Below are 16,319 nucleotides of genomic sequence, written 5' to 3' on the forward strand. Positions count from 1 at the left end.
TTCTAGGCTGTCTCTAGTTTTTTCTTTATGTCTCTTAGTGTGTATAGTAGTACTCCTAGACGTGTGTCTTTGTTGAATAGTACTGCTAGGTATCCTATTTGGCCTAGCTTGGTGTATATTATTCCCGAGCCGTCTGGGGCGTTGACCGTGATCCATTCTGCCTCACCCTTTCCCAGCTCCGTGCTAGCCCTGTTGCCCACCTCGCTCAACACAGCTGTCAGCGCTACAACCTTCTCCTCCAGCTCCTTGTCAGCCAGACTACTAAACAACGGCAAACCATCACTACTCGAAACAACAAAACCCTCAACACCACCAACCCTAGCCACGCCTTCAACAACACGCCTAACCTCCTCAACACTCACATAAACCACCATACTTTTAGCTCCTTGGCCAATTCGTTTAAGAATGTCCTGGTGTATATGTCGACTAGCCTGTTATAGACCTCTTCACTGATCCCTGTGGCTTTCTTGAAAACTCTCTGCCTTATTATTTCGTAGCTGAGAATCATGACGGCGAGATTCCACCCAAAGACCTTTGCAAGCATAACTATATGGCTCGGTTCACCGTCGCTTGTCTTCAGAGTCTCAGATAGAAAAACAGAGACCAAGGGAGATAGAGAGTGCAAGGGGAAACCTCCCCTAACAAGCAATAGGCCAATCCTAGCGACATCTAGGCAGTGACGCTCGCCGTAATCACTCTGGAAAATAGTTGTGAACCAATATTCAAAAAGCCTCTTGGATCTTGTCTCGTCTAGCCCGGCCTTTTTCAAGGCTTCTGACAAATCATTGTTTTTTGATATCGAGTCTAGTGCTGTCCTCACTATTTCTTCTTTCCTTGCAGAAATTGCTTTGTATATTTCCTTTAAGTTTTTCTTAACGTCTTCTGTTATACCCAAGAGAAGAGAACTCTTCACAGCCAGAAACTAGAATGGTTCTTAGAGATTCCTCATGCGCCACAACATCCAACCGTAATGATTGAATATAACTCTAGAGGTAAACTATGTTTTACTATTAACTAATCCAGCTACTTCACAAACTTTCCTACGATTTGAAACAGTGCTTGGAAAGGGGAAGCTAACCTATTAGCTATTTAGCCTGTCAAGGCCACGTCTAAGCCAGTTCTTTGTCTATATTCCTGTAAATTTTCTCAGCTGTAAGCTTCAATAGACGATCATAACTTCCACTAGTGATACCTAGGCTGTTCGCGAAAACCTCTTCATCTATCGTAAAGTAACTCTCCATCATGTTTGACAGCAACCATCCACATGCTTGTATGATTGCCTTTACCTGATTGGAATTTGAATGGCTATGCCTTACAATTTCTTGAGAAAGAATGAACATAAGCATGATAAGCATCCTAGGCGGGATGCCTATCTTTATTAGATCAAAAGTCAACCTGGCGATTCTAACTGTATGTTCTTCGCTGAAGTCTCCTTTAAACATCTCATCTAATATGTTTTCCAAAATACCTCTAACGTATCCAGGTTCAAGCCCCCTCTCGCGAAATATTCGGGCTAACTCAGAGTTCTGCAGAAGGGAATACATACAGGCATGAACAATTTCATCCTTACTTAAATTGACCATATGAGACATATCGTGGAGAGTTGTCTTAGTCTGATTATTTATCCCGAGTAGAAGACTCGAGTATAACCCATTTTTTAGTATTTTCTCTCGCAAACTCATGAATCTCACTATAAATTATTTTTACAATCATATAAACTTTTTAGATATTAAACCTTTAGAAAAAATCCATTTTCTTGTGCAAATTTGCCTATATCCAAAAAAATAAGAACTACCAAGTAGGTTCTTTAGTACCTATACCTTGAAACAATACGAATGTGTTGCCAGCGTGATATTCCACGTTAAAATAGCTCATATAGCAAATGTTTCTATAACCAAGCATTTTCAGTGCGTCTTTCCAGCCATTTCTCTTCATTCTCATCTAGCTCCCTCTCAAACATGTCAACATCAAACTTTGGGCCCTCACCCCTCGCCCTAAGCTCAGCCCATAAGTCTCTCGCCCTCAAAACAAGTTCATCACCTTTAACCTCTAGCTCGAGAACCATGCCCTCCTTGAGCCCAAGTCTCTCTCTAACAGCCTTGGGGACAACTATGACGCCCCTCTTGCCCATCCTAACCTTCATACTATTTGATTCTATTTTCTTCTGAGGAAATAAAAAGCTTCTGCAAAAACATCGATGGTTATAGTAAAGGAAACGAGCATTTACGAAAATGGCAGCCCGACTCTTTTTATAGTAGTTGTTCTGCAATCATTATTATCCCTAGGGCTATGAATACTATTCCTATTATCTTTGAGAGGGAGGCTTCGGGAACCTTGTTTGCATATACTGCGCCTATCCTCCCACCCACAATACTTCCTGCACCTACCAAGATGAAGGCTAATGGCGACACATATCCGTTGAGGGCATAGCCAATAGCTCCTGATAGAGCAGTCAGAGTCATCATCAATGTGGAGGTTCCGACTGCCTTGTGTAGCGGATACTTAAGGAGAACTATGAGCGTTAGAAGAAACATTATACCGCCTCCTGCGCCGAAGATGCCGCTGATTATCCCTAAGAGGAAACCCAAAACAAGTGAGACCGCGACCTGTATAGGCCCGACCTTTATGCTATTATTTTGGCCCGAAACATTCTTGGTGTCCATGCTTTGAGGGGAGTGCTGGGAGCTTAGTAGCCCGATTAGTCCTTTTCCGCTTAGTCTTCCTGCACCAATGATGACTAAAAAGATGCCAAAGCCCCTGCCTAAATTTGCGCTTGGTATGTATTTAGCAATCCTGCTTCCCACCTGTGCCCCAACCACTGCGCCAAGTGCAAGCCCCAGGCCTGATCTTAGCTCTACATTTCCCATCCTATAGTAAACAATTGACACGATTATAGAGGCTATCACGTCTACTGCGAGGCTCGTCCCAATAGCTGTGTGAATTGGAAGACCAAACAAGAGCGTTAGCGCTGGAACGACGATTAGGACGCCGCTTGATCCTATCAGCCCTGTAACGCCTCCCGAGCAAAGCCCCAAAGCTATAAGACCTAGAAGTGACAGCGAGTCCATCTGTCTCGCCAGACTTACCTATAACAAAACGCATAAATGACTTGCTATTATAAAGTTAGGAAGATTAAGGAAAAAATTATTTTCCAAAGAAGAGCTTCTCTATCTCTATGTGCCTAAATTCTTCGGCTGAGCCTTCTCTGAGTATTCTCCCGCCCACAAGGACAGAGGCTTTGTCTGCTACCTCGAGGGCTCTCGCAACGTTTTGCTCCACGACTAGAACGGCTATGTTCATTGTTTCCTTTATTTCTCTGACCTTTCGCATAAGAGTTATCCCGGCTTTTGGCGAAAGACCGGCTGTAGGCTCGTCTAGTAGTAAGACCTTGGGGTTCGTCATGAGTGCGCGGGCCACTGCAAGCATCTGCCTCTCTCCGCCGCTCAGTGTCTTTGCTTTTTGGTGTCTTCTCCTCTTTATCTCGGGGAAGAGCTCGAAGATGTTCTCGATGTCTTCCTTGATTTTTGGGTCTCTGCCCCTTATAAAGGCGCCGACGTAGAGGTTTTCCTCTACGGTGAGGTTTGGGAAAACGTTGTCTAGCTGTGGAGAGTAGCTTACCCCTAGCTTGACTATTTCTGATGGCTTTTTGCCAGTTATCTTTGTGCCGTCGAGATAGATATCTCCACTATGTATGGTCGCTATCCCAAAAACCGAGTTTAGGAGCGTGGTTTTCCCTGCACCGTTTGGGCCAAGGATAGCCAGTATTTCTCCCTTTGAAAGCTCGAGGCTTACCCCCTGGATAACCCTCATTTTGCCGTATCCAGAGTATAGTTCGCTTATTTTAAGCATTGGCATCACCTAAATACGCCTCGATAACCCTCTTATCTGACACAACTTCGTCCGGCTTCCCCTCTGCCAATAGCTGGCCGTTGTGGAGGACATAGACGTAGTCCACGTACTGCATCATCACCTCTATTCTATGCTCCACTATTAGGAATGTGTAGCCGTTAGCATTAAGCTCCCTCACAAGCCTAAACAGGTTGTGTGCCGCTGTGGCCTCTACGCCGGCTGCCGGCTCGTCTAGCAAGAATACTCTTGCAGGCGTCATAAGGCCCCTAATGGTTTCTATGAGCTTCATGTGTGCCCCGCTCAGCTCTGAAACCCTTACGTTTGCATATTCTAGGAGGCCAAACCTATTTAGTAGTTCGATGGCCTTTTTTGCAAGCGCTTTCTCTTCTTCCTGCCAAGTCTCAGGGTTGATAGCTTTCAATGGATGCTCGCCTTTCTGGCCGAAGGGGGTCAACAGGAGGTTTTCGAGGACTGTTAGGGACTTGAACAAGCGTGGTATCTGGAAGGTCCTCACTATGCCCTTTGCAAACACCTCGTTGGGGTTTAGGCCGTCTATCCTCTCGCTGTTGCCTCCATTGTGGTACCAGACCTCCCCCTTGTCAGGCACATAGAAGCCAGAGACCACGTTGAAGAGTGTCGTCTTTCCACTGCCGTTGGGGCCTATAAGGCCGACAACGCCTCTCTCTGGCACGCTTATACTTACATCTTGCAAAGCTACGATCCCTCCAAAAGTCTTAGTTACATTGTCTACCTCTAGGATGTTAGCCACTTTTCTCACCCTTTACCTCTTCTTCATATACCTTCCATGCAGGTGTCTCTATCTTTCCCTCCTTCAGGATTCCCTGAGGACGGAAAAGGAGGACAACAACGATCAAGAAGCCTACCAGGAATCCTCTGATATAGTCGGGTGAGATAATTGTTATGCCGAGCTGTGGCGTCACAAAGGCGAGGAGCCTGTCAAAGAGAGTAAAGATAGCGGCACCTAGAAGCGAACCTTCAAGGTTGCCCATACCTCCAAGAATTATCATTGCCCAAACATTGAATGTAACTGCAGGAACAAATATGTCTGGATTAATTGAGCTATAGTAAAAGGCTAAGAGTACACCGGCCATACCAGCGAAACCCGACCCAATAAAGAGAACCATTGCCTTAAGCCTTGGTACGTGTTTGCCTAGGCACAGTGCAGCTATCTCGTCATCTCTTACTGCCCTTAGTGTTCGCCCGAGTGGCGAATTGTAGAGACGGCGAAATACAAAGTAAGTAAGTGCTAGAAGAGCCAATACGATAAATAGGTAGAGCAATGCCCTCAGCGTTGGATTAGGTACCCAGGCAAATGGGTGCGGAATAGACATTATGCCCTTGCTTCCTCCTAGTGGCTCATAGTGTTGGACAAAGATCCTGAAAAGCTCGCCTGTACTAAGTAATGTGAAGCCTACAAATGCCGGTCCAACCCTTATAATTGGATAGCTAAGGAGATACCCTACTATGCCGGCTACCAGAAAAGCTAAAACCAATGATGCTACCAGTAGTCCTATATCGAGAATAGGATTCTTCGTAGCTAGTTCGCCTAGAAGCACAATTCCCTCGATATCAAAGGGTGAAACTTTAGATGTATCTACACCGCTAAGCAAAAGGAAAAGGTAAACCGTCAAAGCTGCACCGATATAGGCTCCGAGGCCATAGAAAAACACCTTTCCAAAGTTTGTCACACCGCTAGTGCCAGACTCGAAGTTCAGGCTTACAGCGAGTATACCATATATCCCTAAGAACGTAAGCCAGCTTATCAGGAAACCAACCACATCTATCATCTGGCTTCACCCCCTTTTTCTCCTATACCTGAATGGTAAACCACCAGCTGCGCCAAGAGGTGGAAAAGCAATCAAGATAACAAGCAATGTTACAAATGTCAAGAAGGTTCTAAAGCTAGTTGGGACACCGAACCAAGCATTCAGGAAACTAATGCCGACATTCTCTATGAGGGCAATCACGAATGCTCCAATGCCTGTCTTAACCAATGAGACCAGCCCCCCGATAAATGCAACGGTGAAGACTTGTAGAATCATAGCGTCGCCGGTTGTAGGCGTGACTGTTCCCGAGAAACTTGTCCAAATTGCTCCACCTATCCCGACTATGCCGCCCGTTATCAGCCATGTAACAGTTATTACCTTGTTCCTGGGTATCCCAGAAATCTCGGCCAAGACCGGGTTGTCTGCAACGGCGCGCATCGCTTTTCCCAGCGAGGTTTTATTCAGGAAAAAGTAGAGAAATACAACCATGCCGACAGCTGCCACAAGAACCGCAATGAAGCCGCCAGACAACCTTAGGCCCCCTATCGTGATTTCTGGTACGTCATTATAGAGTATTCTCCCATACGAGACAAAGTTGACCCCGCTAAGTGCGTGTGCTATGTCAGCCAACATGTAGAGGACATAGTTGTACATTATCCAGAGACCCATCGACGCTATCATTATGAGAGACATTGAAGCTCCTCTATCACTAAGGGGTTTAAAGACAAAAATGTGACTAGCAACAGCAAGCGTCCCAGAAACGAGGAACGCCAGTAGGCACGATAAGAGAAGGCTCTGGTTGCCAAGCAAGCCATTAAGAAATACGGCTACATAGGCTCCGTAGGTTATAAAATTGGCGTGGGCAAAGTTCATGACCCGCGTCGTTCGATAGCTAAGGGTAAGGGGTACGGCAAAGAGTAGATAGAAGAAAGAGTAAAAAAGAAAATTTATTATTGTGTTTTGGTCAAGTGGTAGCATATATTGTTGCTTCACCCTATGGGTATGGTTTCTCGGTGAATATTATTTGTCCATTCTGGTAGAAGCCGACGTCTTTGAAGTCGTAGCCAGCGCCAGTCTTTACTATGGCCCATACGCCGTAGTCCTGGTTTGCCTTGTCACCAGCGCTGTCAAAGATCGTCCAGCCACTTACACCGTAGTAGTGCTTTGCAACTTCCACCAGGGCGTTCCTAATTGCATTGCCGTCGTTGCTTCCAGCCCTAAGGATTGCCCAGCCCGCAACCTGGACTGCGTCGTACAAGTTGTCACAGAAGACTGTGGCATCTACCCCATACTTCTCCTTAAGTTTCTGTTTGAACTCTTCATAGAGAGGATTCGCTACAAAAAGCGGACGTGTTCCCAGAAGCTTAACCTTTGCAGCAAAAGCTCCAACGGCAGGTGTCTTAAGCTCTGCTGCTCCATGCGGGCCCTCCGAAAGGAACCATCTAACACTAGAGAGAATAGACGACTCTGCAGCGTGGGAAAGTATGTTTCCGCCGTCCGTGTCGAATGAGATTAATACAACAGCATCGGCTTGCTCAGTCTGAACCTTGCTCGCAAGGCTGTTAACGTCCGCCGCATAGTCAGAAAGGTCTGGCTGATAAGGCATGTCGACAACTTTCCCGCCAAATTGCGTAAATGCCTTTGAAAAGAAGTCGGCAAACGCGTTTCCATACTCGTCGTTCCTGTGGAAGACTATTACTTTTCTTGCACCCTCCTGGAAAGCAAGGGTTGCGAGGACTTTTGCTTGGCCAGCGTCAGAACCGACGGTCCTGAATATAAAATCGTTGGGTATCGCGAGTGTTGGCGCGGTCGAGGATGGAGAAATTATTACTATCTGGTTGCTGTCTGCAAAGCTTTTTACTGCTTTGACCTGAGAGCTTGCAGCTGGCCCGATGACCACCTTTATTCCTTGCTGTGCAAGCGTCTGGACATTTGATACGGCCTTGTCAACAGATGTGCCATCATCCAATATAACAGCCTTAAACTCGACATTGAAGCCGTAGGCCTGCACCTCCTTGTTCAAGTCCTCTATAGCCATCTGTGCAACTTTTTCCCAGATTTTACCTATAGATGAAAGAGAGCCAGTGAGTGGGAGAGTGAAGCCTATCTGTATAACTTTTTTAGATGCCGAGGGTTGTCCTCCAGCGGGTTGCTGGGGCTGTCCTTGCTGGGGACCAGCGAAGAATCCCGAGGCGGCGAAGCCAATGGCCATTCCAACTATAAGTGTAACAATAACTGCGGCGATGAACTGTACGCTAAACTTAGATTTTCCTGCTTGTTGTGTCATGTGTTCTCCCCCTTGGGGGATGTAGTACAGCGATATGTAGGCTATATATGTCTTTGCCAAATATCTTCGCAGAAAATTGCAAAACAAAGGTAAGAATTTTGAAAAAAGTGTCAAGAACATCTTTGAATATGTGTAAAACTTACCATTAGAATATGCATATCAGTAATGCTTATAAAAGAGCCCCTAAAATTGCCGATAAATATATTTAGCGAAACTTTATTTAATACTCTCTTGATTTGGTCAATACGTTTAGAGGTTTTTCTCCTCTAAGGTATCTTGCTATGTTTTCTGCAGCGAACCTGAGGCATTTCTCCCTGGATTTCTTTGTCCATCCTGCCTTGTGGGGCGTAGCTATAACATTTGGGAGCCTGTGGACACCTATACTTGAGGGGTAGCCTTGGCTTGGCGGATAGGTCCACCATACGTCTATGCCTGCCCCGGCTATCCAGCCTTGTGTCAGGGCTTTGTATAATGCGTGTTCGTCTATAACGGGGCCCCGGCCTATGTTTATGATATAGGCTGTTTTCTTCATTGACTTTAGTTCTTCTTCTCCTATGAGGCCTCTCGTCTCTCGTGTCAGCGGGAGAGCTATTACTGCATAGTCTGCCTGGGAGAGAGCCTCTTTGAGCTTGTCTTGTCCGTAGCATTCGTCGCAGTACTCGTCTCTTTCTGGGTTCTTCTTGACAGCTACTACTTTCATGTTGAATGCCTTTGCTATCCTCGCTATCTCTCTGCCGATATTGCCGTATCCAACGATGGTTAGTGTTGAGCCTTCAAGGTCTAGTAAGAAGTTTTCCTCTGTGTAGCTTCTCCACTTGCCGTTCTTTACCTCGTAATCCTGCTCTACAATTTTCTTGGCAAGTGAAAGCATGAGTGCGAAGGCGTGCTCTGCTACTGCCCTGGCGTTACAGCCCTTGGCCGTGGCAACCATGACGTTTCTATCGAACAGGGCCTCTAGGTCTAAGTTGTCTGCGCCAGCCGCGGGAACCTGGACAAACTTAAGTTTTCCCGCTCTCTCGATTGCCTCCCTTGGCAAGGTAACAGCCATAGCTATGGACGAGTCTTCTAGGCCAGAAAAGTCGGCACCGCTCCAGTAGAGAATCTCGATTTTTCCGCCTAGAACGTCCTCAATTATCCTCTTTTCCCACTCGGCAAGCCTCAAATAAACAAACAACCTCTCCACAAAAAAGGAATGTGTGATGCAGGGATAATAAAGTTACGCAAATCTATGGGAGAAAGGGGCGGCATGAAATTTATATGTCTGTCTGCACATTTATATATTGATCCGGTAGGATCGCGCCTCGACTGCCCCGTATGTGGGCTGGATGAAAAGGCGCCCGGGAAAACACAAAAAAAGAAATTTATTTTTTGGGCTTTCTCCTAAGCAGTAAAACTGTAGCTAACACTATCACTAATACAATTATAGCCAGGACAATGTACAGAGTAAAGTCTTGTGCAGGCTGTTGTGGCTGAGCGGGTTTCGTGGGCTGTGTTGGCTGTTGTTGTGCTGGTTGTTGTGGCGGATACAGGTTGACCTCTACTGGGGGTGTAACGCTTTTAACTGTGTCTATGTATTGTGGAGCAAACATTCCAATTTTGAGGAGGGGCTTGTAGAGGTCTGGTAGATCCTGCTCGGTATAGTATTTGGCAAGAGAGGTTGTATCCCACACTATTTGTGCAATATACATGTCCTGTACTGTTCTGTGGTCTTCTTTTCTTATCTTTATGTCTCCCTTCACAGATGTAAATGTGAGGCCTTCAAGCGCGTTGATTAGTTTTTCAGAGTCTGTTGAGCCGCCGGTCTTCTTTAATGCTAGTCCAAGCGCATGGCCAGCCACGAATCCCTCGCCGACAAAAAGGTCTGGCAAGGGGAAGGCTATGAGGACTGAGCCCATCGTTGGAAGTGCTTTTTTCTTGTAGAGTTCAACATACTTTGAGACAAGCCAGTCGTTGACTGGGTTATTCTGTGGTAGGTTCCAAGCATACTTCATCATTCCCTTGTAGTTGGGCAGGTATAGGCCCATTTTTAATAGGTTCAGGGTTGCTAGGTCTGGTATGCCTGAGGTGACTTTCATCTTTTGGTAAACTCCTGAAGCGTTTATCTGTTGGTAGAGTGTTAGAGCTGTTGCTCCACTCCATACGGGAATGAATACCTCTGCCTTTGAGGCCAGGAGAGACTGGATGTAGGGCGTAAAGTCAGTGGTTGTTACGGGGGCATATATTGCGGCGACAACGCTTCCTCCTTTCTGTTGAATGATTGTTGACCAGGCATCGACAGTAGAGCGTCCCCAGGAGTTGCTCGGTGCTATGAATGCAACTGTTTTGCCGAGGGTGGTGGCAAATGTTCCACCTGCAATTGCGTCGTGCCAAGTTGTACTTGAAATCTGGAAAACGTACCTGTTTAGGTAGGTCTTGGTTATCTCGTGGTCAGCGGCTGGGACAACCAGGAATACGACCTTGTATTTTTGGGCTATCTGTGTAAGGGCGATAGCTGACGGGCTGTCTGAACAGCCTACGAGTATCTCGGCTCCCTTGTTTTGTATCAAGTCCTCGGCTGCTTTTGTAGCTGTGGCTGGGTCTGGGATTTGCTGGCCGGCTGGAACATTGGTTGCCGCTATGATGTGTATTGTTTTGCCTTGCCAGTTAAGTTTCCATTCTAGGTTTGGCGTAACTGTCTCGAAGCTTGGTATCTCTAGCGCGTACATGAGTCCAAGAATGAAGCCGTTAATTGACATGTCGCCGTAGTAGCTTAGTGCACCTGTCCTGTCGGTGACGATGCCTATAACGATTTCATTGGGGTTCTGGGCCTTGACGTTTATTGGTACAAACGCTAGTGCTATTAGTGCTATCAAAAGGAGGGAAAGACTTTTAGCTCGTTCTTTTGTTTTCATACAGTTGTAATAATAATTTCTTATTCAATAAAAAAAGGGTTAACTACTATTTCTGGGCTATATTTGCCTTTTATACCCAGCGGAAGATTGCGCTTGCCATGACGAAGCCTACTCCGGAAGTGATGAACTGTATGTAGTCTCCCTTCTTAATCTTGCCCTGTGTTAGAGTATCGTGTAGAGCCATGAATACGCAGGCAGATCCAGTGTATCCATATTTCTCCATTATGGTTGGAGCCTTCTCGATTGGCTGTCCAAGTAGCCTCATGAGCTGGTGGATCATCTCTCTGTTTACCTGTGTTACGAAGTAGTAGCTTATGTCGTTGGCTGTTAAGTTTGCCTTTTTCTGTACCTCTTGTGCTAGTCCAGGCCAGTGGCGAAGGTTTATGTCGGGTGGATACCTTTTAAGGTACCTCAGCTTGTGCCATCCCTCCTTTACGACGTTCTCGTTTACTGGTCTTGCACCCCCTATGTATATGCCCCAGTAGTCTGTATAACTACCATCCGCGATTATTTTTCCAGTAATGTAGCCAGGTTCACTTGATGGGCCAAGGATGACGGCTCCGGCTCCGTCAGAGAAAATGGAGGCAGTCACGTCTTGTGGGTCAATAAATTTGGTCATCGTGTAAGGTGAAACTACCAAGACATAGTTGACGTCTTCGTTGAGCATGATGTTCTGTGCCGCAAGCATGAGGGCTATTGTGTTGTCTGCACAGGCCGCGTTTATGTCGAAGCCTCCTGTTTTTAGTTTTGCGCCTAGCTTCTGGTGAACTGCACAAACTGTTGGTGGGGTCTGGAAGTCTGGGGTATCTGTTGCGAATATGATAAGGTCGATATCGTCTATAGTGAGGTTGGCGTTTTGAAGAGCCATTCTAGCGGCTTCTGCGGCTAGATCCGAGGGGGCCTGGTCTGGCGCAGAGACGTATCGGTGTTTGATGCCTATGCGGTTTTCTAGTGCATTTCTCCATGCATCGGGAAGCTTAAGACCAAAGAACTTTTCATAGTCATCGTTAGTTACTAGTGTTTTTCCAAGGGCTATGCCCGTGCTCACTATCCTGGCATATTTTTTTATTTCAGGCTTCGTAGCCATCAAAATACTCTGGGAAAAATCCTATAAAATAAAAACGGTTAACTATTTCCCGAAACCTAGAAGATGCTTTCGATCTTTCTCTTGAGCTTCCAGCCTTTAAGCAACCATGTACCGTAGATACCGTATGGTAATGCCAGGACAACTATTATGTAGAGGAGTCCTAGAATAAAGCTGGGGAAGAGTTGCAGTTGTTGGAGTGAAAGGAAGCCTAGTGATATGAGTGCTGGAGTTATCGTTGAAAGGTAGTCTCTAAGGAAGCCAGCAAGGATACCGCCAATAGCTGGTCCAACGAATGTGCCGAGACCACCCAGTATAGCACCAGTCATGGCAATGAAGGTCTTATCGGTTGCGAAGACGTCTGGCTGGATTGTAGGTATGCAGGCGACGTACACGCTTCCGGCTACCCCTGCAAAGACGCCTGAAATAAAGAAAGCTATTAACTGGTGGAGAAAAACGTTGTAGCCTATAACAGATGCCCTTACCGGATTCTCCCTTATTGCTATAAATGTGCTTCCCAGAGGGGATGTGATGATTCTCTTAATCAACAGATATGATATGTAGAGGCTAAGGAGAGAGACTAGGTACACGTTAAGAGGATATACAAATCGCAGGATTCTTACATAAGGAAGACCTGAACCTACTTCATGGAGGAATGTTGCCGAGGAGCTAAAGATTACGTACCCACTATAACCTAAGAAGATAAAGAGCAATAAGACAATCAGTGTTTTGAGAACTTTCTGGCGTTTCCGCTTTGTGCTAATGATGTCTATCATCCCGGTCACAAGTGATAGAGCAAGAAATATTGTGAAGAGGGCGAGGTAGAGGTACAGCCCTTCAAGTGAAGCCATCTCAGGTATCGTACCTACCGTCACAGCAACAGTGGTTTGGGCAGAGTACTCAATAGTAGCTCTAATGGCTTCCGAAATAGCAAGCGTTAAGATACCATAGTACAGTCCCCTAACACGGTAGCCGGGAAGACCCATGCCGACATAAACAGCTCCCGAAATAAGTGCGGCGGGAATAAGAGATAGAAGGAACGGGACACCCTGCTTGAGAAGCACCGCCGTAATAAAGGCAGCAACACCGAATGGAACTGCGTGCCCGAAGCTTGGGATTCCCGCGAAACCCAAAACTATGTTGTAGCTTAGTGCAAGTAGAGCCCATACAAATGTCAGGGGAATGCCTGTAGCCAGTGACCTGTCTAGCCATGGAATGGCAAGGAGTATTGTTAAGGACAAGTATCCAAGAAACCTATTAGGCAACAAGTAGTTCCTTAGTTTCTCCATTTTCTCACCTCTTGAATAATCCTTCTGGTTTAACCACTAGGACAACTATCATGACTATGAGATCTATCGCAAAGCCCAGTTGGGGTATAAAGTAGGCTACAAGCCTGTCGACAAATCCTATCAGTAGACTCGCATAGAAGGCTCCCGAATAACTTTTCATGCCTCCTACCACGGGGATAGCGAATGCTAGAAGTGAAAAGTGGACAGGGAGCTCTATGGTTGCATGCGTCAGTGGAGCAACTAGTGCGCCACCCAGTAGTGCCAGGGCGACGCCAAATGTAAATGCAGACGTGAAGAGCATCGAGATATCTACACCGAAGACTGTAGCGAGCTCTCGGTTCTCTGTCCCCGCCCTAAGCTTTATACCAATCATGGTTTTTGAAAGAAGTGTACTCATGGTGCCGAATAGGACAAATCCAATCGCTATAAGAACAAACTTATAGATCCTTATCCTGACATCTGCTAGCTGTATATATCCTGACAACAAGAAGTTTTGAGTCTCCGGAAATACGAGCCCTGTTGGCCATATTAGTTGCATAAAGGTATACAATAGAGTCATTAGTCCCATGGTAAGTAGTAATTGTGCTAATGGATTCCCGTATACCGGCCGTATTATTGCTCTCTCGGTTAGAAGACCAAGGACTATCCCTATAAGAAAAGTTAACAATAGGCTCAACAGGAAGTTATTCGTCATGTAATAAAACGTCACAAAGAGATATGCTCCTAGTCCAAAAAAGGCGCCCTGTGCTAGGTTAAAGACATCCATTAAGCCAAAAATAATCACAAGTCCTATGGCTGCAAGGTAGATCATTGATGAATAAGTCAACCCGTCTATAACTGCGCTTAGAATCAATTCAGGTGAAACCATATCCACCACCTATAAGCTTACACCCAGGATTCTCCTTATTACATGATTGTTTTCTTCTATTTTTTCCGAGGGAAAACCTGTCACCACAACACCTTTATCCATCAGGTAAATGTAATCTGTTATTTCGCGGGCGTAAGCAAAGTTCTGTTCAATCAATAGTATTGTCTTCTTATTTTCAAGCATGTAGTGCCTCAGCTGCCTGTAGAAGTTTTTAACATAAGCTGGGCTTAGACCCTCAGATGGCTCATCTAGTATGAGAAGATCATGCTCCCTTACCAGTCCACATGCAAGTGCAAGCATTCTTTGCTGACCGCCGCTAAGTTCTCCTGCTAGGAGGCCAGAGAACCGTTTAAGCTCTGGGAAAAGATTCATTACCATTTCAAGCTTGTCGTCGAATTTTTCCTTTGGGCCATTATAGGCTAGCTTAAGGTTCTCAATGACGGTAAGGTTTGCAAATACATTTTTCTCTGCTGGGACAAAACTTATTCCCCTCTTGACTATGCTATGCGTTGGGAAATTAGTGATGTTCTCTCCTTTGAAAAACACTTCTCCCCTAGCTGCCTTATATATTCCCATTATTGTTTTTAGAGTTGTTGTTTTTCCCACGCCATTTCTACCTAGAATGGCCGTGAGCTTGTATTCTTCCGCTTCGAAGTTTACTCCTTGAAGTATATGGAAGCCGCCTATATATGCATGAAGATCCTTTACTTTCAGAATTGGAGACGCCACATCATTCACCCAGGTAGATTTTCTGAACCTCCCTATTCTCAACTATCTCTTTGGGAGACCCTTCCGCGAGAATACTTCCCTGATTCATTACGCTGACTTTGTCTGCTACTTCGAGAACAACATCTATTTTGTGCTCGATCACTACAACTGTTTTCTTCATTTCGTCTCTCAGCTTTTTAATGAGACGTACAATTGGTGCTACCTCCTCTAGAGATACGCCGGCCGTGGGCTCATCTAATGCTATGAGCTTTGGGTTTCCAGCAAGGGCAATAGCGATTTCTAGTTTCCGTTTGTCGCCTGGGGTGAGGCTACTTGCCAAAATGTTTGTCTTGCCGTAGAGGCCAGTTATGGAGGCAATCCGCATGGCTTCCCAGACAACATCTTTGTAATGGCTTGTTGGATGAATGAAGTCCCATCTCACGTTTTTCCATTTTGCTTGGACAGCAAGCCTTATGTTTTCGAGAACAGTAAGGTTTGGGAAAATCGAATATATTTGGAAAGACCTTGTTAGACCCAGGGAGCTAATGTAGTGAGGGGGTTTACCAGTTATATCTCTGTCCTCAAAATACACTTTACCACTTGTAGGTTTGAGGACTCCAGTAATCAAGTTAAATAGCGTTGTTTTCCCAGCACCGTTGGGACCTATTATAGCATGAACCGTGCCCTGCGCCACCTTCAGGTTAACATTGCTGACAGCTACGAGTCCACCGAAGCTCTTTGTGAGATTTTCTGTGCGTAGAATTATGCCTGACATGTTAGATGCCCCTGAAAAATTCTAGCAATAATTGGTTGTATTCTTCGGGTCTTTCCCTGTGGGGCATGTGTCCTACGCCTTTCATTATGTGCGCCTTTGAGGTAGGCACCATGGCGTGCATTTCTTCGACGACCTCTGGTGGGGATATGTAGTCTAGCTCTCCAGAAATGAAGAGAACAGGGTTCCTAAGTGATCTGATTATGTCTCTGTAGCTTTTTTCTGTCGCAGCTTCAGCGCTCTGTATGTAGACACGTTTATCAGTTCGTGAGATTATCTCATAGATTTCTCGTTTTAATTCGGTAGATGCGTATGGCGACACAGCGAACTCAGCTACTTGGCTGGCTATTTCATGCATAGACATGTTTTCAAGAACTTCTGTCATTGCTGGTGGGTATTCAGGTGCAATGGCTTCGAGGACAATCTTCTCAAATCTTTGTAGATACAAGCGGTAAAGCTCTAGCAGGACTAGGCCGCCCATTGAGTAGCCTACCATGAGCGCTTTCTCTATCTTTTCGGCTTCGAGGACGCTTTCTACGTCTCTAGCAAAATCCTCCATTGATATCCTTTTTGGGGGAATCTGGCTTTCGCCGTGCCCGCGAAGGTCTAGTGCTAATACCCTGTACCCCCTAGCTGGGAAGAACTCTAACTGGGGTTTCCATGTAAGATGGCTTTCGCCCAAGCCGTGTACGAAGATTATTGGTGTTCCATTTCCTTCAGCAACATAGTGTATCTTTATACCGTCTTTTGATACTGCATACCTGTGCTCTAATCCCTGCGACAT

At 45.7% G+C, this 16,319-nt stretch carries 18 protein-coding genes; all 18 read right to left on the reverse strand.

Features of this window, described 5'->3' with window-relative positions:
• Positions 1 to 2 precede the first annotated feature (2 nt).
• Complete coding sequence (locus QXT17_RS06380; RefSeq protein WP_187147026.1) at positions 3 to 362, reverse strand: roadblock/LC7 domain-containing protein; 360 nt, start codon at positions 360 to 362, stop codon at positions 3 to 5.
• A complete protein-coding gene (locus tag QXT17_RS06385) occupies positions 359 to 895 on the reverse strand; it encodes a hypothetical protein (RefSeq protein WP_148682205.1) in 537 nt (178 codons plus the stop codon). The genes QXT17_RS06380 and QXT17_RS06385 overlap by 4 nt, the downstream gene beginning before the upstream one ends.
• 214 nt (positions 896 to 1,109) lie before the next feature.
• Positions 1,110 to 1,682: a protoglobin domain-containing protein gene (locus QXT17_RS06390; RefSeq protein WP_020963562.1), complete on the reverse strand. Its 573-nt coding sequence runs from the start codon at positions 1,680 to 1,682 to the stop codon at positions 1,110 to 1,112.
• A gap of 206 nt (positions 1,683 to 1,888) precedes the next feature.
• Positions 1,889 to 2,143, reverse strand: coding sequence for an AbrB/MazE/SpoVT family DNA-binding domain-containing protein (locus QXT17_RS06395; RefSeq protein ID WP_020963563.1), 255 nt, complete (start codon positions 2,141 to 2,143; stop codon positions 1,889 to 1,891).
• Positions 2,144 to 2,249: 106 nt separating this feature from the next.
• Positions 2,250 to 3,068 carry a sulfite exporter TauE/SafE family protein gene (locus QXT17_RS06400; RefSeq protein WP_020963564.1) on the reverse strand — a complete coding sequence of 273 codons (819 nt, stop codon included), beginning with the start codon at positions 3,066 to 3,068 and terminating at the stop codon, positions 2,250 to 2,252.
• A gap of 76 nt (positions 3,069 to 3,144) precedes the next feature.
• Positions 3,145 to 3,849, reverse strand: coding sequence for an ABC transporter ATP-binding protein (locus QXT17_RS06405; RefSeq protein WP_020963565.1), 705 nt, complete (start codon positions 3,847 to 3,849; stop codon positions 3,145 to 3,147).
• The gene (locus QXT17_RS06410) at positions 3,842 to 4,618 is read right to left on the reverse strand and encodes an ABC transporter ATP-binding protein (protein WP_020963566.1); all 777 of its coding nucleotides are present in this window, start codon (positions 4,616 to 4,618) and stop codon (positions 3,842 to 3,844) included. Before QXT17_RS06410 ends, QXT17_RS06405 begins: the two co-directional genes overlap by 8 nt.
• Entirely contained in the window at positions 4,611 to 5,657 is a 1,047-nt protein-coding gene (locus QXT17_RS06415) for a branched-chain amino acid ABC transporter permease (RefSeq protein WP_020963567.1), read from the reverse strand. Before QXT17_RS06415 ends, QXT17_RS06410 begins: the two co-directional genes overlap by 8 nt.
• A gap of 6 nt (positions 5,658 to 5,663) precedes the next feature.
• Positions 5,664 to 6,614 (reverse strand): branched-chain amino acid ABC transporter permease, encoded by a 951-nt coding sequence (locus QXT17_RS06420; protein ID WP_342785262.1) that lies wholly within the window; start codon positions 6,612 to 6,614, stop codon positions 5,664 to 5,666.
• A 16-nt stretch (positions 6,615 to 6,630) separates the two neighbouring features.
• Entirely contained in the window at positions 6,631 to 7,923 is a 1,293-nt protein-coding gene (locus tag QXT17_RS06425) for an ABC transporter substrate-binding protein (protein WP_052885720.1), read from the reverse strand.
• Between the two features lie 220 nt (positions 7,924 to 8,143).
• Entirely contained in the window at positions 8,144 to 9,106 is a 963-nt protein-coding gene (locus QXT17_RS06430; RefSeq protein WP_342783191.1) for a 2-hydroxyacid dehydrogenase, read from the reverse strand.
• A gap of 178 nt (positions 9,107 to 9,284) precedes the next feature.
• Positions 9,285 to 10,814, reverse strand: coding sequence for a substrate-binding domain-containing protein (locus QXT17_RS06435; protein WP_342783192.1), 1,530 nt, complete (start codon positions 10,812 to 10,814; stop codon positions 9,285 to 9,287).
• Between the two features lie 70 nt (positions 10,815 to 10,884).
• Complete coding sequence (locus QXT17_RS06440; RefSeq protein ID WP_228647347.1) at positions 10,885 to 11,901, reverse strand: 3-oxoacyl-ACP synthase III family protein; 1,017 nt, start codon at positions 11,899 to 11,901, stop codon at positions 10,885 to 10,887.
• Between the two features lie 56 nt (positions 11,902 to 11,957).
• Complete coding sequence (locus QXT17_RS06445; RefSeq protein WP_020963573.1) at positions 11,958 to 13,187, reverse strand: branched-chain amino acid ABC transporter permease; 1,230 nt, start codon at positions 13,185 to 13,187, stop codon at positions 11,958 to 11,960.
• 4 nt (positions 13,188 to 13,191) lie between these two features.
• Positions 13,192 to 14,055 (reverse strand): branched-chain amino acid ABC transporter permease, encoded by an 864-nt coding sequence (locus QXT17_RS06450; RefSeq protein ID WP_148682208.1) that lies wholly within the window; start codon positions 14,053 to 14,055, stop codon positions 13,192 to 13,194.
• Between the two features lie 9 nt (positions 14,056 to 14,064).
• Positions 14,065 to 14,784, reverse strand: a complete 720-nt coding sequence (locus QXT17_RS06455; RefSeq protein ID WP_052885721.1) for an ABC transporter ATP-binding protein — start codon at positions 14,782 to 14,784, stop codon at positions 14,065 to 14,067.
• Position 14,785: 1 nt separating this feature from the next.
• Complete coding sequence (locus tag QXT17_RS06460; RefSeq protein ID WP_020963576.1) at positions 14,786 to 15,538, reverse strand: ABC transporter ATP-binding protein; 753 nt, start codon at positions 15,536 to 15,538, stop codon at positions 14,786 to 14,788.
• A 1-nt stretch (position 15,539) separates the two neighbouring features.
• The gene (locus tag QXT17_RS06465) at positions 15,540 to 16,319 is read right to left on the reverse strand and encodes an alpha/beta hydrolase (RefSeq protein WP_342783193.1); all 780 of its coding nucleotides are present in this window, start codon (positions 16,317 to 16,319) and stop codon (positions 15,540 to 15,542) included.

Source organism: Thermofilum sp., from assembly GCF_038871435.1.
Taxonomy (GTDB): Archaea; Thermoproteota; Thermoprotei; order Thermofilales; family Thermofilaceae; genus Thermofilum; species Thermofilum adornatum.